Source organism: Methylobacterium sp. 2A, assembly GCF_009806555.1.
Taxonomy (GTDB): domain Bacteria; phylum Pseudomonadota; class Alphaproteobacteria; order Rhizobiales; family Beijerinckiaceae; genus Methylobacterium.
Genome location: NZ_VUOK01000034.1, coordinates 144,571 through 161,973, shown reverse-complemented (window position 1 = coordinate 161,973; position 17,403 = coordinate 144,571). Strand labels below are relative to the sequence as shown.

At 70.5% G+C, this 17,403-nt stretch carries 15 protein-coding genes; 2 read left to right on the top strand and 13 right to left on the bottom strand.

The window, feature by feature from the left end; all coding sequences use genetic code 11:
* Window positions 1-59: 59 nt before the first annotated feature.
* The gene (locus FVE89_RS16985; RefSeq protein ID WP_160535126.1) at window positions 60-779 is read right to left on the bottom strand and encodes a GNAT family N-acetyltransferase; all 720 of its coding nucleotides are present in this window, start codon (window positions 777-779) and stop codon (window positions 60-62) included.
* 123 nt (window positions 780-902) lie between these two features.
* Here FVE89_RS16985 and FVE89_RS16980 point away from each other — a divergent pair, with 123 nt between their 5' ends.
* Together FVE89_RS16980 and FVE89_RS16975 are read left to right on the top strand one after the other, a co-directional pair.
* A complete protein-coding gene (locus tag FVE89_RS16980; protein ID WP_160535125.1) occupies window positions 903-2,327 on the top strand; it encodes an alpha/beta hydrolase in 1,425 nt (474 codons plus the stop codon).
* Window positions 2,324-3,883, top strand: a complete 1,560-nt coding sequence (locus FVE89_RS16975; protein WP_160535124.1) for a GMC family oxidoreductase — start codon at window positions 2,324-2,326, stop codon at window positions 3,881-3,883. Before FVE89_RS16980 ends, FVE89_RS16975 begins: the two co-directional genes overlap by 4 nt.
* Before the next feature lie 104 nt (window positions 3,884-3,987).
* Here FVE89_RS16975 and FVE89_RS16970 read toward each other — a convergent pair whose 3' ends face one another.
* The 12 genes from FVE89_RS16970 to FVE89_RS16915 all read right to left on the bottom strand — a co-directional run bounded on the left by FVE89_RS16970 (window position 3,988) and on the right by FVE89_RS16915 (window position 17,133).
* A complete protein-coding gene (locus FVE89_RS16970) occupies window positions 3,988-6,084 on the bottom strand; it encodes a HAMP domain-containing methyl-accepting chemotaxis protein (protein ID WP_160535123.1) in 2,097 nt (698 codons plus the stop codon).
* 222 nt (window positions 6,085-6,306) lie between these two features.
* Complete coding sequence (locus FVE89_RS16965) at window positions 6,307-7,023, bottom strand: GNAT family protein (protein ID WP_160535122.1); 717 nt, start codon at window positions 7,021-7,023, stop codon at window positions 6,307-6,309.
* Window positions 7,020-7,322, bottom strand: a complete 303-nt coding sequence (locus FVE89_RS16960; RefSeq protein ID WP_342389939.1) for an FMN-binding negative transcriptional regulator — start codon at window positions 7,320-7,322, stop codon at window positions 7,020-7,022. The genes FVE89_RS16965 and FVE89_RS16960 overlap by 4 nt, the downstream gene beginning before the upstream one ends.
* 317 nt (window positions 7,323-7,639) lie before the next feature.
* Window positions 7,640-8,884: a hypothetical protein gene (locus FVE89_RS16955; RefSeq protein ID WP_160535120.1), complete on the bottom strand. Its 1,245-nt coding sequence runs from the start codon at window positions 8,882-8,884 to the stop codon at window positions 7,640-7,642.
* A 70-nt stretch (window positions 8,885-8,954) separates the two neighbouring features.
* Window positions 8,955-9,992 carry an ABC transporter ATP-binding protein gene (locus FVE89_RS16950; RefSeq protein WP_160535119.1) on the bottom strand — a complete coding sequence of 346 codons (1,038 nt, stop codon included), beginning with the start codon at window positions 9,990-9,992 and terminating at the stop codon, window positions 8,955-8,957.
* On the bottom strand, window positions 9,989-11,044 hold the full coding sequence (locus FVE89_RS16945) for an ABC transporter ATP-binding protein (RefSeq protein ID WP_160535118.1): 1,056 nt from the start codon (window positions 11,042-11,044) through the stop codon (window positions 9,989-9,991). The genes FVE89_RS16950 and FVE89_RS16945 overlap by 4 nt, the downstream gene beginning before the upstream one ends.
* Window positions 11,041-11,976, bottom strand: coding sequence for an ABC transporter permease (locus FVE89_RS16940; RefSeq protein ID WP_160535117.1), 936 nt, complete (start codon window positions 11,974-11,976; stop codon window positions 11,041-11,043). Before FVE89_RS16940 ends, FVE89_RS16945 begins: the two co-directional genes overlap by 4 nt.
* A 14-nt stretch (window positions 11,977-11,990) precedes the next feature.
* A complete protein-coding gene (locus FVE89_RS16935; RefSeq protein ID WP_160535116.1) occupies window positions 11,991-12,944 on the bottom strand; it encodes an ABC transporter permease in 954 nt (317 codons plus the stop codon).
* Between the two features lie 224 nt (window positions 12,945-13,168).
* Window positions 13,169-14,791, bottom strand: coding sequence for an ABC transporter substrate-binding protein (locus FVE89_RS16930; protein ID WP_160535115.1), 1,623 nt, complete (start codon window positions 14,789-14,791; stop codon window positions 13,169-13,171).
* 373 nt (window positions 14,792-15,164) lie between these two features.
* Window positions 15,165-15,548, bottom strand: coding sequence for an oxalurate catabolism protein HpxZ (gene hpxZ / locus FVE89_RS16925; RefSeq protein WP_160535114.1), 384 nt, complete (start codon window positions 15,546-15,548; stop codon window positions 15,165-15,167).
* Entirely contained in the window at window positions 15,548-16,942 is a 1,395-nt protein-coding gene (locus FVE89_RS16920; protein WP_160535113.1) for an AtzE family amidohydrolase, read from the bottom strand. Before FVE89_RS16920 ends, hpxZ begins: the two co-directional genes overlap by 1 nt.
* A complete protein-coding gene (locus FVE89_RS16915) occupies window positions 16,939-17,133 on the bottom strand; it encodes an AtzG-like protein (RefSeq protein ID WP_160535112.1) in 195 nt (64 codons plus the stop codon). The genes FVE89_RS16920 and FVE89_RS16915 overlap by 4 nt, the downstream gene beginning before the upstream one ends.
* Between the last annotated feature and the right edge of the window lie 270 nt (window positions 17,134-17,403).

Below are 17,403 nucleotides of genomic sequence, written 5' to 3'. Positions count from 1 at the left end.
GAATGGGATTGGCGGGCGACTCTTCAGCCCGGCTCCGGCCCGACCCGGTAATGGTAGCGCTACAATTCGCGCGCGAAGCCGAGGCTGCGGTACAGCGCCCGGGCCGGCGTGTTCTCCGCCACGACCTGCAGGCAGGCGGCCTCAGCGCCCTGCGCCCGGCTCCACCGGAGCAGCGCCCCGACGGCGCGCCGGGCAAGGCCGCGACCCCGCAGGGGCTCGGGGGTCGCCACCGATTCGATCACCAGCACATCGCGGTCGAGCACGCCGAACGCGATGGCGCCGATCCCGTCCTCCGCGACCGCGCTCGCGAAGACCCGCGGCAGGATCAGCGCGGCGACCGTGTCGCGGAACACCCGCGCGGCGGCTGCGTCGGCGCGGTTCACCGCGTCGCGCAGCGCCAGCCAGTCCGCGCCGGGCGCCGTCGCGACCGTGACGGAGGGGTCGGGCTCCACCGGCACGTCGTCGAGGGGGCGGTACAGGGTGCAGGTCTCGTCGACGACCGCGTAGGCGCCGGACCGCAGGAACGGCTTCATCTGCGGCGCGATGGCCGGGATCCGGAAGATCGGGCGCTGGCCGAGGCTGGCGTAGAGCGCGCAAGCCGCCGCGATGGCGGGCTCGGGAGCGCCGCTCCGGCGCATGGGATTGACCGAGTTCTGCCGCTTCGACCGGCCGCCCGCGGCGCGCAGCAGGTACCCGTCCACCAGGATCTGGCGTGGGCTCGGCCAGGCGTTGAGACAGGCCTCCTCCACCCGCCAGGCGAGGTCGAGATCCGCGGTCATGACGTCCTCCGGCGGCGGTGATCGCACGCCGCGGCAACGCGGCCTAGGGGTGTCGGGAGAAGAGTTCGGCCGTGCGGCGTCTCGTACGCTTGAAGCATTTCAAGTCCGCGCGATGTCTCCGCGATGTCCGAACCTGAAAACCTGTTCTGCCTGCACTTTCTCGGCGGAAGTGCCCGCAGCTGGGCGTTGCTCGCCCGGGCGCTCGACGGCGTTTTGACTTGCCTGCCCGTAGACTTGCCGGGCTTTGGCGAGGCAGCGGGTGAATCCGGCTTCTCGGTCGACGCGATGGCCGATCACGTCGCCGCGGCGATCCGCGCCCGCGCGCCCGCCGCCTTCGCGATCGCCGGTCACAGCATGGGCGCCAAGGTGGCGCTCGCCCTGGCGCGCCGGGCCGAAGACGGCGACCCGGGCCTTCGGGGATTGACGCATCTCATCCTGATCTCCGGCTCACCGCCGAGCCCGGAGCCGATCCCGGAGGAGCGCCGGACGAAGATGCGCGCCTGGATCGACGCGGATCCGGAGACGCGCCAACGGGAGGCCCTGGATTTCATCCGCGCCAATGTCGGCTCGGATCTCGATGCCGGGACCGAGGCCGGCGCGGTGGCCGACGTGCTCCGGGCCTCACCCGCGGCCTGGAAGGCCTGGCTCGAGTCCGGCGCCCGCGAGGATTGGTGCCGCCGCGTCAGTGTCCTGCGCACGCCCGCCTTGATCCTGGCGGGCTCGGAGGATGGCGATCTCGGCCCCGACGCCCAGCAGGCCCTGATGGCGCCCCATCTCGCGCGGCATCGCCGCGTCACCGTCGACGGCGTCGGCCATATCCTGCCGCTGGAGCGCCCCGACCTTCTGGCCGGATTGGTGCGCGAGCACGTCGCAGGCCACGAAGAGGCCGCGATCGACGGGCCGCCCGCGGTCCCGCCCGCCTATGCGGCGCTCATCGCGTCCGAGCGGGTCAACAGCCGCTTGCGCGAAGCCCTCGACGCGCGCGCCGAGCCGGACGATCCCGCCTATCGGCCGCAAGCCCTCGATCCGGTGGAACTCGCGATCCTCCGGGCCGCCCTCGCCCGGGTGCTGCCCGTATCCGGCCTCGATCTCGCTGCCCGGATCGACCGCCGCCTCGCCGCCGGACAGGGCGACGGCTGGCGCTTCTCCGCCCTGCCGGCCGACCCGGAGGCCTACCGCGCCGGCCTGCGCACCCTCGACGCCGCGGCGCGCGCGGCGCGGCACCGCCCGTTCGTTGCCCTCGATCCCGACAATCAGGATGCGCTGCTGACCCTGTGCCAGACCGGCGCCCTGACCGTTCCCGAAGCCCTTGGCGGCCGGCTCGATGCCGACCGGATGCGCTTCTGGTTCGAGGACCTGCGCGGCGACGCGGCCCGGCTCTGGCTCGGCCATCCCGCGGCCCTGGCGCGGATCGGCTTCTCGGGCATCGGGGCTGGCGGCGACCGGCCGGACGCGATCGCCACGGACCTGCCCGGCTTCCACGCCGTCGGGCTCGACGCGCCGGAGCCCTGGGAACCGCGACCGTCGCACGGGGAGCTGGCACGATGAACCTCGCGGGCATGCGGAGTTTTCGCGAGGACGAGGTCGTGGATGCGGTGATCGTCGGAACCGGGGCGGGCGGCGCGCCGCTCCTCGCGCGCCTCGCCGCGGCGGGTCTGAAGGTCGTGGCCCTGGAGGCCGGGCCGAACTTCACACCCGAGCGCTTCGCCTTCGACGAGACCCTGGCCGACGAGATCTACTGGACGGATGAGCGCCTCAGCGGCGGCTCGACGCCGGAGGCTTTTGGCGGCAACAACAGCGGCACCGGCGTCGGCGGCTCGACACTGCACTGGGGCGCCTTCGTGCCCCGGGCCGATGCCCGCGATCTGCGGCTCCACACGGAGAGCGGCGAAGGCGTCGACTGGCCCCTCACCTACGCGGATCTGCTGCCCTACTACGAGCGCATCGAGCGCTTCCTCGGCGTCTCGGGGGCGCAGAGCTATCCGTGGGACGCAGACCGACGCTATCCCCTGTCCCCGGTGCCGCGCAACGGCCCGGCGCAGATCATGGCCCGCGCCTGCGACGCCCGCGGCATCCGCTGGGCCGACGCGCCCGCCGCCGTGGTCTCGCGGGACTTCCCGTCCGAGGCCGGCCCCCACCGGGGCGCCTGCATCAATTGCGGCTTCTGCCACCAGGGCTGCCGCAACGGCGCCAAGGCCAGCATGGACGTCACCTACCTGCCGCTCGCGCTCGCCCACGGTGCGGAGATCCGGGCCGAGGCCTTCGTGCACGGCCTGGAGCGCGGCGGCGACGGGCGGATCACCGCCGTAATCTACCGGCAGGGCGGCCAGAACCGGCGCCAGCGCTGCGCCAACGTCTTCCTGTGCGCCGGCGCCGTCGAGACGCCGCGGCTCCTGCTGCATTGCGGGCTGGCCAATTCCAGCGACCAGATCGGCCGGAACTACATGGGCCACGTCGCGACCCAGGTCTGGGGCACCTTCCCGCACGCGGTGCGGATGAACCGGGGCTATCCCTCGTCGCTCATCACCGAGGATTTCATCCGACCGGGCGCGGATTTCGCCGGCGGCTACCTGATCCAGAGTCTCGGCGTCGTGCCGGTGACCTTCGGGAATGCCGTGGCGCGCGGACGCGGCCTGTGGGGCCAGCCGCTCCTCGACTATCTCGACCGCTACAACAACCTCGCCGGCATCGGCATCAACGGCGAGACCCTGCCCTGTGACGCCAACGTGCTGACGCTCGCGGACGAGACCGACGCAAACGGGATGCGCAAGGCCCGGATCGACTTCGGCTACAGCACCAACGAGACCCGCCTCAACGCCCACGCCACGCAGGTGATGCGCGGCCTGTGGGAGGAGGCCGGCGCCGAGGATATCTGGGTGCTGGAGCGCGTCGCCCACACGCTCGGCACCTGCCGGATGGGGCGCGACGGGACGAGCGCCGTGGTCGATCCGCAGGGCCGCAGCTTCGACATCGACAACCTGTGGATCTGCGACGGCTCCACCTTCCCGAGCTCGCTCGCCGCGAACCCGGCGCTCACCATCATGGCGCTGAGTTTGCGCAGCGCGGAGGCGTTTCTGGGTGCCGGGCCGGCCGGGCGGGGTTGAGGACCCGGTTCCCTGGATAATGGGCGGTCGGCCCCATTCTCCGGGGCGAGGGATCAGGCGGAACCTGGATGCTTGAAATGGGGCCGAGATCCTGTCGGGCGGCGTCACGCGGCCCGGACGGTTGCCAGGAAGCGCTCGACCTCGGCGGATAGGTGCTCCGACTGGCGCGACAGGTCGGAGGCCGCTCCGAGCACCTGGGCGGAGGCCGCCCCGGTCTCCTCGGCGGCCCCCGCCACCCCCACGATGGTGCTGGTCACCGCGCCGGTGCCCTGCGCCGCCTGGGTCACGTTGCGGACGATCTCCTGCGTCGCCGCCCCCTGCTCCTCCACGGCCGCCGCGATACTCGCCGCCACGCCGCTGATCTCCTGAATTCGCGCCGTGATGGACCCGATCGCGCTCACGGCCTGCCCGGTCGAGTCCTGGACGCGGGCGATCTGGCTGGTGATCTCCTCGGTCGCCTTGGCGGTCTGCTCGGCGAGGGCCTTGACCTCGGACGCGACCACCGCGAAGCCGCGGCCGGCTGCGCCCGCGCGCGCCGCCTCGATCGTGGCGTTGAGCGCCAGCAGGTTGGTCTGGCCGGCGATCGACGAGATCAGCCCGACCACGTCGCCGATGCGCGCCACGGCGGCACTCAGCTCCTGCACCAGCGCCCCCGTCCGGTCGACCTCGCCCACGGCGCGTCGGGTCAGCTCGGCCGAGCTGTGAACCTGTCGTCCGATCTCCTGCACCGACGAACCGAGCTCCTCGGCGGCGGCCGCCACGGTGTTGACGTTGGAGGACGCCTCCTCGGCGGCGGCCGCGACCGTGGTCGACTGGTCGGCGGTCTGGGTGGCGGTGGCGCTCATGGTCTCGGCAGTGGCCTGCAGCTCGGTGGCGGAGGCCGAGACGAGGCCGATGATGCCGCCCACCGCCTGCTCGAAGCCGTCGGCCATCTGGCGCATGCCCGCCTTGCGCTGCGCCTCGGCGGCGAGCCGCGCCTCGGCGGTCTCGGCCTCCAGGGCATGGGTGCGGATCAGGTTGTCCTTGAACACCTGCACGGCCGCCGCCATCGCGCCGATCTCGTCCCGCCGGTTCAAGCTCGGGATCCGGACGTCCAGATCACCGCCGCCGAGCCTGGACATCGTCGCCTGCATGGCGGCGAGTGGCCTGATGACGCGGAACTGCGTGATCGCCAGGCCGCTCAAGACCACGAGCAGCGCCGCCCCGATGACGGCCGACATCGACGTCATGATCCGCCGCGCTCGTTCGACCGCGCCTTCCGTCGCCGCCACGACCTGATCCATCGCACTCGTCGCAACGGTCAGGACCGTACCCTGGCGGACGCCGTTGTCGACCTGGAGATCGGTCAGGGAAATCGGGATCGCTCCGCTGATGAGACCCTCGCGAACCGCATGCCTGAATGTGGCATTCTCGGGGGAGAACATGGTCGCCTGCGCGACGGCAGCGTTCTGCCGGACCACGTCCGACACGTCCGGCTGGTGAAGGTGTTCCTGAACGGAAGACCAGAAGGCGTCGGCCTTGCCCAGGTTAGCCGCCATGGTCTCCGCATCGGTCGCCGAGAGGGGCTTACGGCTGGCGACCGCCTGGGTGAGCGTGGCGTAGGCCGAGCCGACTGTGGCGCGGGCACGCCAAGCCGCATTCTTGATCGCGATGAGCGAGCTGGTTTCGGGCGCGATCCGCTGGATCCGCTCTCCCAGGGCGACCGAGAGACGATCGAGCGTCGCCAGCGTGCGGTCCGCCTGCGTCGCCCAGCGCTGCGCCAACGTCGGGTCTCGGCCTTCCGTCTGGGTCAACGCGTGGTCGATCTCCGGACGCAGCGCGACGAGCGCCCGGTAATCGACTTGTGTTTCGGCCACGGCCTTCGTGAGATCGGGGTCGGTGAACCCGGCCGCCTGCACACCGATCTCCCGCATCGCCACATCGACGGCCGAGCGGAGGGTGGCGATCCGCTCCACAAGTGTCCGGGCCTCCGCGGCGCTCCCCTTGAGGCTGGAGAGGCTGTTGCTCCGCTCCAACCGAATGGCCTGCAACGCCTTCAGGACAGCCTTGTCCACAACGGCATCGCGCTTGGCGATTTCCGAAGCGGCCACAACCTCCCAGGCGTTCCAGACTCGCGCGGTGACATCGGCGATGAGCGCGAGGCCGAGAAACCCCACAACCGCGAAGAGATTCGTTCGGAGAGAGACATTGAGCAAGCGCATGCCCCGTATTCCCTGTCGATGGCAGATTAATCTGCCAGAGCTGCGCAAGCAAAGGTAAAGTTTTTCGCGCGCCGGCTACTAACCGCCAAGTGGAGCAAGGATATTATTATTTTCGTCATGTGTCGAGAACGGTCTGCGTTGCGGTGCGCGCCGCTCTCAAGCTGGAGCCGATTGGGATTTTCCCACCGGTGACACAGCGTTCGTGGGCCGAATCGCCTCGCCTCAACCCGCCGCGGCGCGCAGCTCCGCGAGCCCGCGCCGCTGGCGTCCCTCCGCGTCGAAATTCGCCGGATCGAGCCACGCTTCGAAGCCGGCGCGCACCCGCGGCCATTCCGCATCGGTGATCGAGAACCACGCCGTGTCGCGCGAGCGCCCCTTCACCACCACGGCGTTGCGAAAGAGGCCCTCGAAGGTGAAGCCCAGGCGCAGGGCCGCGGCCCGGGACGGGGCGTTGAGGCTGTCGCATTTCCACTCGTAGCGACGGTAGCCGAGTTCGTCGAAGGCGCGGGACATCATCAGCGCCATGGCCTCGGTCGAGGCCGGGCTGCGCTGCAGGCGCGGGCCGAAATGGAGGTGCCCGACCTCGATCACACCGTTGGCCGGATCGATCCGCAGATACGAGGCGATTCCCACGGGGTCGCCGCTTTCGCGGTCGAGGATCGCGTGGAACAGGGGATCCCGGCTCGCCGCCCGGCCTTCGAGGCGTTCGCGAAACGCCGCCGCGCTCTCGGGCATCTCATCGGGCAGATAAGTCCAATCGCGCCGGTCGGGCGCTGCGCTGTAGGCCGCGAACAGGCCGGCCGTGTGGGCTTCGGCGTCGAGGGGCACGACCCGGCAGGTACGGCCCTCCATGGGCGTCCGCGGCGGCTGCGGCCGCGGGGTCCAGTCCGGGAGCGCCGGCCCGATCGGCTGGCCGAATGCGTTGAGCCGCGCGCTCATGGCCGCCCCCGCTCGGCGATGAGATCGGCGAGTTCCGCCTCGCCCGCGGCCCGGAAGCCCACGATCACGCCGGCCCGGTCGGGCTCGGGCCTGTTCCGGCTCATCTTCCACTTCCCCTCGATCCGTGTGATCGGGATCTCGACGCCGATCAGCGCCTGAACCTGCGCCGCCACGAACGCCTCCGGCGCGTCGGACACCGCCCACGGCGCGGCCCGCGATCCTTCCCGAAGCGCGGTGAGATCCGCGATCTGGCGCCGCGACCACGCGGTATCCTCGATGACGCGCGGCGGCTGGTACACGGGCCTCGTTCCTGTCGGGCAGCGCCGAGGCGCGCTGTCTGCCCAGGATGCTTGACCGGTCGGTGGACCGGAGGGAAGGTCCAATCCACAAATATCCGACTGGACCGGTCCGACTTGGCCCGGGCATGGCCCGGGCTCCACTGCCGCTGCCCGTCGGCCTCGATCCGACGAGCCCGAGCCCGCTCCGTGGCGGGCCGGGACCTCGGCGGTCGCGCACTCGGCCTAACGTGCGGGCGTGCCGGAGCGGGCGATCGCGCCGGCGGTGCGGCGCAGGGCGGAGACGCTGCGTCAGATCCTGTGAGACGCCAACAGCCCGTTCAGGGCACGATCGCGCCGGTCTCGGCGAACCGGGCCAGCCGGGCGACGAGGGGCGCGACCATCACGCGGTCGAGCTGCCGCAGGAGCCCGCTCCGCGCATGGGCGACGTTCGCCTCGGCCTGCTCCCGCGCCCGGCGGTGCCAGGCCGGGCGATCCGCCTTGCAGTCGGCCCAGGCCCGCGCGATCGCGCGAAACACCTGCGGCAGGCGCTCGATCGGGTCGGCGATCGGGTCGTAGGCGTGGTCGATCAGGCCCTCGAAGGTGTGGAACCCCAATTCCGAGAGCCGCGCCACGGCGCGCGGGGCGCCGACCGTCACGAAGGGCAGACCGATCGCGGCGGCCTTTAGGGATTTCTCCGTGATCCGCTCCACGCCGGGCTCGAAGAAATCGGTCTCCGAGATCACCGTCAGGTCGCACTCCCCATAGGCCTGCGTATCCAGGGTCAACACCATGTCGGTGCCCTGATCGGCGTCGATGCGCTGGGCCTGGCGGGGAATCCAGGTCTCGATATCGGCGAGCATCGGCCCGAACGCGGCCTCGATCTCCGGCGGCCGGTGGAAGACGTTGATGCCGCCCGCCTTCGGGTTGTCGGTGCCGATTCCGTGGAAGGAGATCAGGCCGTCGCGGTCCAGGCCGTTGAGCTGGAACCAGCGATAGAGCAGCACCCGGTGCCAGCGCAGGGCCGCGTTCTGGCACAGGAAGCGGGCCGGACCCGTGGTCCGGGCGAAGGGCGCGTAGCCGATGCGATCCAGCGGGTGCTCCGGGAAGAGGCGCGGGCCGGCTTCCGCGTCGAGCCAGAGGGCGACCTGGAGCGGGAAGAACTCGAAGGTCCAGAAGCGTAAGCCCTCGCCGTAGAGCCGCTCGTAATCCAGGCGCAGCAGCCGGTTCTGGGACACGAGGACGACCCGGCCCCGGGGGATGCCGAGCCCATCGAGGTTGCGGTGGAGCGCCTCGAAGGTCGGGGCGTGCAGGCCCGGGCCCTCGTTCGAGAGATCGAGGAGCAGCGCCGCGCGCCCGGTGCGCAGGTTCTCGACATCTCCCGCGGTGAGGAGATCGAGCCGCCCGTTCGCCTCCGGGAAGCCGAGGCGGACGAAGTCGAGCACCGGCAGGCAGAGCGCGTGGCGCGCCGCGCCCGGATCGGCCGTGACGGTGATCGGCGCGCCCATCCAGCCGAGCGCGGCCGGCAGGAAGTGGCCGGCCTCGCCCCGCGGGACCAGCAGGATCTCGGAAGAGGGTCGGCTCATCGTCACGCCCGGGCGGCCCACCACCGGACCGCCCGTAGCCGGATAAAGACTTCGCGCGGGGGCGTCGAGGTCAGGCCGGGATCGGCTCGGCGGCGCGCACCGGCGTCGGGCCGGCGCGATAGGCGGCCGAGGCCTCCTCGGTCCGCCAGCAGGCGACGCGGTGGCCGGGGCCGATCTCGGCGACCGGCGGCATCTCCCGGCGGCAGCGTTCTTCCGCCAGGAAGCAGCGCGGTGCGAACGGGCAGCCCGGCGGCCGGTTGGCGAGATCGGGCGGGCTGCCCGGGATGGTCTGGAGCCGGGAGCCCTTGGCGAGCGCACCCTCGGCCCGGCTGCGCAGCAGGCCGATCGTGTAGGGATGGTGCGGGTTGAGAACCACCTGATGGGCGGTGCCGGTCTCGACGATCTTGCCCGCGTACATCACGGCGATCCGGTCGGCGACCTCAACGGCCGCGCCGAGATCGTGCGTGACGATGACGATCGACAGGCCGAGGTCGCGTTGCAACTCGCGCAGCAGCAGCAGGACTTGGATCTGAACCGTGGCGTCGAGCGCCGTGGTCGGCTCGTCGGCGAGGAGAACCTGCGGCCGGCAGGCCAGCGCCAGGGCGATCATGGCGCGCTGGCGCATGCCGCCCGACATCTCGTGCGGGTAGTTGTCGAGGCGCCGCTCCGGGCTCGGGATCCGCACCCGCTCGAACAGGGCAAGCGCCCGCTTGCGGGCCTCGTCCTTGGAGATGGTCTCGTGGCGCAGGATCGCCTCGGTGATCTGCCGGCCGACCGTGTAGACCGGGTCGAAGGCCAGAAGCGGCTCCTGGAAGATCATCGAGACGTCGCCGCCGCGGAAATTGGCGAGCTGGCGCTTGGTCAGGGCCTGCACGTCCTGGCCGGCCGCCCGGATCGTGCCCTCGATCCGGCTGCGCCCTTCCGGAAACAGGCGCAGGATCGCGCGGAGCGTGACGCTCTTGCCGGAACCGGATTCACCGATCAGCGCCAGCGCCTGCCCGCGCTCCAGAGTCAGGTCGACGCCGTCGACCACCTGCACCTTGCCGAAGGCGACGCGCAGGTCCTTGAGGGTGACGGCGGGTTCAGAGGATGACAGCTTCGTGCTCATGCGGCGAGCGCCTCTGCGGGCGCCGCGGAATGGCCGGAGCCGGGCTGCCGGGCGAGGCAGGCGACCCGGTGCAGCGGCCGGATGGCGTCGAGCGGCGGCTCGGTCCCGGCGCAGACACCCTCCGCGAGGGCGCAGCGCGGGTGGAAGCGGCAGCCCGGGGGCGGATCGATCGGGTTCGGCGGGTCGCCCTGCAACAGCGCGGCCTGCGTGCGGTTGTCGGGATCGAGGGACGGCATCGAGGCGAGCAGCGCTTCGGTATAGGGATGGGCCGGCGCGTCGAGCACCGTGTCGGACGGTCCGATCTCGGAGACGCGGCCGAGATACATCACCATCACCCGGTCGGAGATGAAGCGCACGACGTTCAGGTCGTGGCTGATGAAGATGTAGGTCAGGCCGAACTCGGCCTTGAGGTCGAGGAGGAGGTTCAGAACCTGTGCCTCTACCGACTTGTCGAGCGCGGAGACCGCCTCGTCGAGGAGCACCAGCCGCGGCTCCAGGGCGAGGGACCGGGCGATGTTGACCCGCTGGCGCTGGCCGCCGGAGATCTCGTGCGGGTAGCGGCCGGCGAAGCGCTTCGGCTCCAGGCCGACCCGCGCCAGCAGAGCGCGGGCGCGCTCCACCGCCTCCCGGCCCGGAACGCCGTTGACCTTCGGGCCGAAGGCGATCGACTGCTCCACCGTCATGCGCGGGTTGAGCGACGCGTAGCTGTCCTGGAACACCATCTGGACCTGACGGCGATAGGACCGCCACGGCATGGCGCGCTCGCCGATCGCCTGGCCGTCGTAGAGCATCTGGCCGGAATCGCGCGCGATCAGGCCCATCAGCAGCTTGGCGGTGGTGGACTTGCCGCAGCCGGATTCGCCGACGATGCCCAGCGTCTCGCCCTTCAGGACGTCGAAATCGACGCCGTCGACGGCGCGCACCACCTGTTTCTTGCCCCCGGCCTTGCGGACCGGGAAGTGCTTGATCAGCCCTGAGACCGACAGGAGCGGCTGGGCGGGTCCGCCGCGGTCGCGGGCGAACGGGTCGGGGGCGTCCGGGATGACGCTCACTGGCGAATCTCCATGGCGGCGCGCAGGCCGTCCGAGAACAGGTTGAAGGCGATCGAGACGATGAAGATGCACACGCCCGGAAGCGCGGCGACGACCGGATTGACGTAGATCGCGGTGCGCAGGGTGTTGAGCATCAGGCCCCACTCCGGCTCCGGCGGCCGGACGCCGAGGCCGAGGAACGAGAGGCCCGAGGCCAGGATCATCGAGACCGAGATCAGGCTGGTCGAATAGACGAAGATCGGGCCGACCACGTTGCCGAGCACCTGCACGCGCATGATCGTCAGCGCCGAGGCCCCCGAGAGCTTGGCGGCGTCGATGTAGTCGCGGCGGCGGATGCCCGTGGTGACGCTCTCGGCCACCCGGGCGATCTGGGGCACGAACACGCAGGTCAGCGACACGATCGAATTGAAGATGCCGGCGCCGAGCGCCCCCGACAATGCGATCGCGAGAAGGACGGAGGGAAACGCAAAAAACACGTCGATGGTGCGCATCAGGATCGTGTTGGTCCAGCCGCCGACATAGCCGGCCAGGATCCCGATGCCGGAGCCGATCACGAAGGCGATCAGCACCGGGGTGACGCCGATGAACAGCGACAGCCGCGAGCCCAGCATCAGCCGGCTGATCATGTCGCGGCCGAGTTCGTCGGAGCCGAGCCAGTAGGTGGCGTCGCCGACATGCTTGAGCCGGCGCAGCATGGAGCCCTTGTAGGGATCCATCGGGGTGATCCAGGGCGACAGGATCGCGATCAGCACGACCAGCAGGATCACGGCGCCCGCGCCCATGGCGACGGGATCGCGCACCAGCCGGTGGCCGACATGGCCCCAGAAGCCGCGCGAGGGGACGAAGGCGGCCTCAGCGCCGTGGGCGGCGTCCTCGGCGGCGAGCACGCCGCCGTCGAGGGCGACGGAGGCCGCGGTGACGGGAGCTGTCATGATCGGGCTCCGGCTCAGGCGCGCTCGATGCGCGGGTCGAGGGCGGTCTGCATCACGTCCACCAGGAGGTTGAGGAGCACGAAGAACATCGCCAGCACGAGGATCGAGCCCTGGAGCAGGGGCAGGTCGCGCTGGAAGATCGCGGCGTTGAGGAGGAAGCCGGTGCCCGGCCACGCGAACACGGTCTCGACCAGGATCGAGCCGCCGAGCAGGTAGCCGAGCTGCAGGCCCATGATGGCGAGCGCGGTCGGGGCGGCGTTGCGGACCACGTGCCGGAACACGCCGCGCTCATCCATGCCCTTGGCGCGCAGGGCCTCGACGAAGTCCTGAGACAGGATGTCGGCCACCAGCGCCCGGACCGTGCGGGCGATGATTCCCATCGGGATCACCGACATCGTGACCGCCGGCAGGATCAGGTAGCGCAGGTGGTCGAAATCGGGCCGCCAGTTGCCGGAGCCGTCCGGCCCGGCGCCGGTGGGCGGCAGCCAGCCGAGGGTGGCCGAGAACACGATCACCAGCACCATGCCGAGCCAGTAATGGGGCACGCTCACCCCGAAGACCGAGAGGGCCGAGGCCGCCCGGTCGGCCAGCGAGTTGCGGTGATAGCCCGCCACGAAGCCGAACAGCGTACCGAAGGTGAAGCCGATCACGGTCGCCACCGCGGCGAGGATCAGCGAATTCACCACCGCGCGGCTGACCTCGCCGAGCACCGGACGGCCGGTGGCGATCGAGATGCCGAGATCGCCGTGCAGCACGTGCCAGAGCCAGATCAGGTACTGGACCGGCAGCGGCTTATCGAAGCCGTAGGCGGCGCGCATCTCGTCGATCATGGACTGGGTGGCGTCGACCGGCAGGATCGCGCTCAGCGGATCGCCCGGCGCGAGGTGGACCAGGAGAAAGCAGACCACGCTGACTCCGAACGCCACGGGCGTCGCGTAGACCAGTCGTTTGAGGGTGTAGAGGAGCATCATTGGCCTTGTGATCGAATACGATGTCGTCGCCGCTGAACCCCCTCCCCCCTCTGCGGGGGAGGGTGGCCCCCGAAGGGGGTCGGGAGAGGGGAGCGACGGTGCAGGATGGGCCGCTGGCCTTCAAACCTGCTCCGCTCTTTCCTGAACCCGGGCTCCCCTCTCCCGCCCCGCATGCGCGGGGCACCCTCCCCCGCAGAGGGGGGAGGGTTAAGGTTGCGGCGCTACCGCGCTGCCGTCGCGATGGTGATCTTCGAAAAGTCCTGGAACCAGTTCTGCGCCTGGACGAAGCCCTTCACCTTCGGGCTCATCGCCCGCGGGTTCACGTCGTGGGTGATCATGACGAACAGCGCGTCGTCAACGTACTTCTCGTGGATCTTCTGCAGCACCTTCGTCTGCTCGGCCTTGTCGAAGGTGTTGCGGACCTGATCGAACAGCTTGTCCATCGCCGGGTCGCAGTAATAACCCCAGTTCGTGCCGTTCGGCGGGGCGAGGTTGCACTGCAGGTGGCGGATGAAGCCGGTGAACGGGTCCTGGATGAAGTACGAGTAGTTGATCGCCGAGACGCCGCGGGAGATGTCGGCCTTGGCGCCGGCCCGCCAGATGTTGATCAGCGTGTTCCACTCGACCACCTCGTAATCGACCTGGATGCCCACATCGGCGAGGTTCTGCTGGATGAACTCGTTCATCGGCAGCGGCTGCATCTGGCCCGAGCCCGAGGCCGAGATCGCGACCTTCAGCTTCAGGGGCTTGGCCGGGCTGTAGCCGGCTTCCGCGAGCAGCTTCTTGGCGGCCTCCGGATCGTACTTGATGTCGAAGGTCGGATGGCCGAACCATTGGTGGCCGGGCGGCATGAAGCCCTTGGCGGGGATGGCGAGGCCGCCGAGCAACTCCTTCAGCCCCTCGCGGTCGATGGCGAGGTTCGCCGCCTTGCGCACCCGGATGTCGTTCCAGGGCGAGCCCTCGACCCGCGACAGGTGCCACGTCCAGTTATGCGGATAGGCGTTGGTGACGATGGTGAAGCCGGCGCTCTTGAGCGATTCCACCGAGTCGGGTGCGGGCGCCTCGATCCAGTCCACCTGCCCGGAGCGGAGCGCGGCGGTGCGGGCATTGGCTTCCGGCAGCGGGATCAGCACGAGCTTGTCGAGCTTCGGCACCCGGTCCTTGTCCCAGTATTCCTTGAACGGGACCATCTCGGCGCGTTCGCGCGGGGCGAACAGGGTCAGCTTCCACGGGCCGGTGCCCGAAGGCTGCTTGGCGAAGGCGTCCCAGGATTTGCCGACCTTCTCCCATTGGGCCGGCGACGACATCATGATCCAGGCGATCTGGTAGGGCAGCGTCGCGTCGGGGGCCTTGGTGGTGATCTCGACGGTCATCGGATCGACCGCCCGGTAGCTCGCCACCGCCGGGATGCGGGTCTTGCCCTGCGCCGACTGGCGCGGATCGTATTGCGGCGCGTCCGACTTCAGGAGCTTGTCGAGGTTCCAGACCACCGCGTCGGCGGTGAAGTCCGAGCCGTCGTGGAATTTCACGCCGGGCCGGAGCTTGAAGGTCCACTTGGTCTTGTCGTTCGGATCGACGCTCCAGCTGGTGGCGAGACCCGGCACGAGGTCGGAGGCCAGTTCCGCGCTCGACAGGTCCCAATTGATGAGCCCGTCATAGACCGTGTAGCCGAGGAAGCGCATGCCCTCGCCGCCATTGTCGGTCTGGCCGGTGGTCAGCGGAATGTCGGAGGCGGTCATGCCGATCCGCAGCGTCCCCTGCGCGCGGGCGGCAGAGCTCGCGGAGAGCGCCAGGGCGCCGGCCAGCGCCGCACGGGCGCCGAATTTTCTCAAACGGGACAACATCTTGGATCGGGTACTCGCGTGGGTCCGGGCCAGTCGGGCTCGGCATACGCTCGACCGTATGCAAGCCGGCGGCCAGTCGCCCCGCGACCCGCGCTGGCCCAGCCCTTCCGAGGTATAGGGCCGAACATCTGGGCACCTGACGCGCCCTTTCCCGGACAGGTGGAGCGTCAGCGGAACCTGATCCGGGACCCAGCACAAGAAGTGCCGCGCCAGCGGCACAGGTTGCAGCAGATCGACGCTTCGCGGAGTCTTGTGCTGGCTCCCGGGTCGCATTCCGCTGGCGCTGCATGCGCCCGGGAAAGGGGCCGCGCGTGGAACCGGCCCCATGCGATGCCGTCCGTCTCCCCTAAGACCTTGAGAGAGCTGCGCAGCGCTATTCGGCGTCGATCAGGCTCACATGCGCGGCCACCACCCGCCAGCCGTCGGGGAAGCGCATCCAGGTCTGGCTCTGGCGGCCGATCTTTCCGGGGGCGGTGGCGCGGGTGAACAGCGTCATCGCGGTTGCGAAGTCTCGCCCGTAGGTGGTGATCTGCGTCTGCGCCAGGGTGCGCTCCAGGCCCGCAGGCGAGCGGGCGCGGCGGAAGGCGCGGATCGCGTCCATCCCGTAGAGGTTCTCGCCGATGCCGTACCGGATGGTCCGCGGATCGTCCCGGAACAAGGCCTCCAGGGTCGGGACGTCGTTGGTGGTGAGCGCCGTCTCGTAGGCCCGGAACGCGGCCTCGACCTCGGCCTTCACGGCGGGATCGTCGATCACCATCAGGTCAGCTCCGCGACGCGCGCCGTGCAGATGCCGGTCCGTTCGAGGTGGCGGGCGACGCGCAGGGCGAGATCCTCCCGCCAGGGCGCGGCGATCACCTGGACCCCCAGCGGCAGCCCGTCATCGAGCCAGACCGGCGCGGCGACCACCGGCAGGCCGATGAACGAGATCGGCTGCGTGAACACGCCGATATTGGCGCGCACCGGCAGGCTCACGCCGTCGAGGACGAAGTGGGTCTGGCCGCCCTTCGGCGCCCGGCAGGGCGTGGCGGGCGCCAGGATCACGTCGACGCTGCCGAACAGGTCGAGCACCGCGTCGCGATACCAGCGGCGGAAGCGCTGCGCCCGCTCGACGAAGGGCGCCGGGATCATCGCGCCGGCGATCAGCCGGTCCCGCACCGCCGGGTCGAAATCCCCTGGCCGGGTGCGCAGACGGTCGAGGTGCAGCGTCGCGCCCTCGGCGGCGGTGATGAGGTAGGCGGCCGCCCGGGCGCGGTGGGCCTCCGGCAGCTCGACGGTCCGTTGAGCGCCGAGCGCCTCCGCGACGCGCGCCACCGCCGCGAAGGCGTCCGGATCGCCGCCCCGGGCAAAATAGCCGCCCGCCACCGCGATCCGCAGGCCGCCGATGCCGCAGTCCAGGCCCGGCAGGACCGGCTCCGGCGCGCGGGTCGTCGCCACGGGATCATCCGGGTCGGGACCCTGCATGGCGTCGTAGGCCAGGGTCAGATCGGTGACGCTGCGCGCCAGGGGGCCGAGATGGTCGAGGCTGCCGACGAACGGAAAACTTCCGGCCCGGCTGAGCCGCCCATAGGTCGGCTTCAGCCCGAAGCAGCCGCAGAAGGCGGCGGGCACCCGGATCGAGCCATTCGTGTCCGAGCCCAGCGTCAGCGGCACCATCCCGGCGGCGAGCGCGGCGCCGGACCCGCCGGACGAGCCGCCGGTCATGTGATCCAGGGCATGCGGATTGTGGGCGTCCCCGTCGTGGACGTTCTCGCCGGTGAAGTCGTAGGCGTATTCGCCCATGTTGAGGCCGCCGACGAGGATCGCCCCGGCCGCTTCGAGTCGCCGCACGAGCGCACCGTCCCGCCGGGCCGGGGGATGTTCGCGGTTGATCTTCGCGCCCGCCCGGGTGGGCAGGCCTTCGATATCGATCAGGTTCTTGACCGCGAAGGGCACGCCGGCGAGCGGGCGCGACGCAGCGCCCTCTCGGAGAGCGGCGTCGAGGGCGTCGGCCCGGGCCAGGGCGCGCGTGGCGAGCACGTCCGTGAAGGCGTTGACGCGGCCATCCGCCCGTTCGATCCGTTCGAGGGTTTGCGTGATCACGCTGCGCGCGCTGCAGCGCCGATCCGCGACCGCGGCGGCGATCGAGGCCGCACCCGTCGGCAACGCGCTCATGCTTCGAATCGTGGTGCCGCTTCGACCAGTTCGGGCAGCGGGGATTCGGCGAGCAGAGCCGCCGCCGCTGCGAGAACGCGCAGATTGGCCGCGACCGAGCTGGTCCACGCCGCGTCGATCGCGAGGCCGAGGAGCGGCGCAGTGGCGGTGATGTAGGGCTCGGGCTCGAACACGGGGGCGGTTTCGGCCATTGCGATCCTCTCGTCTGCGCGGAATGGGCAATCGGGATTCAAAAATCAGGCCTCATGCCACCGGTTCGATTCCGCCGGTGGAGTGCCCGTTTATTGTGCAAGGCGGCGCCGACCTGCGCGCGCGGTATCCTGTAGGGCCTCGCGGCACGGTTCATAGGCTGCCCGATCCGGAGCCACCGCCCCGACGGCCGAGCGCCTGGTGTCGAGGAGAGCCGAAGATTCTGGGACGCCGGCCGAATCACCTTAAGATCTAAATTGTGATGGACGCAA

Coding starts and splice junctions, on each gene's coding strand:
- FVE89_RS16985 (WP_160535126.1), bottom strand. CDS start 779: ATGACCGCGGATCTCGACCTCGCCTGGCGGGTGGAGGAGGCCTGTCTC.
- FVE89_RS16980 (WP_160535125.1), top strand. CDS start 903: ATGTCCGAACCTGAAAACCTGTTCTGCCTGCACTTTCTCGGCGGAAGT.
- FVE89_RS16975 (WP_160535124.1), top strand. CDS start 2,324: ATGAACCTCGCGGGCATGCGGAGTTTTCGCGAGGACGAGGTCGTGGAT.
- FVE89_RS16970 (WP_160535123.1), bottom strand. CDS start 6,084: ATGCGCTTGCTCAATGTCTCTCTCCGAACGAATCTCTTCGCGGTTGTG.
- FVE89_RS16965 (WP_160535122.1), bottom strand. CDS start 7,023: ATGAGCGCGCGGCTCAACGCATTCGGCCAGCCGATCGGGCCGGCGCTC.
- FVE89_RS16955 (WP_160535120.1), bottom strand. CDS start 8,884: ATGAGCCGACCCTCTTCCGAGATCCTGCTGGTCCCGCGGGGCGAGGCC.
- FVE89_RS16950 (WP_160535119.1), bottom strand. CDS start 9,992: ATGAGCACGAAGCTGTCATCCTCTGAACCCGCCGTCACCCTCAAGGAC.
- FVE89_RS16940 (WP_160535117.1), bottom strand. CDS start 11,976: ATGACAGCTCCCGTCACCGCGGCCTCCGTCGCCCTCGACGGCGGCGTG.
- FVE89_RS16935 (WP_160535116.1), bottom strand. CDS start 12,944: ATGCTCCTCTACACCCTCAAACGACTGGTCTACGCGACGCCCGTGGCG.
- FVE89_RS16930 (WP_160535115.1), bottom strand. CDS start 14,791: ATGTTGTCCCGTTTGAGAAAATTCGGCGCCCGTGCGGCGCTGGCCGGC.
- hpxZ (WP_160535114.1), bottom strand. CDS start 15,548: ATGGTGATCGACGATCCCGCCGTGAAGGCCGAGGTCGAGGCCGCGTTC.
- FVE89_RS16920 (WP_160535113.1), bottom strand. CDS start 16,942: ATGAGCGCGTTGCCGACGGGTGCGGCCTCGATCGCCGCCGCGGTCGCG.
- FVE89_RS16915 (WP_160535112.1), bottom strand. CDS start 17,133: ATGGCCGAAACCGCCCCCGTGTTCGAGCCCGAGCCCTACATCACCGCC.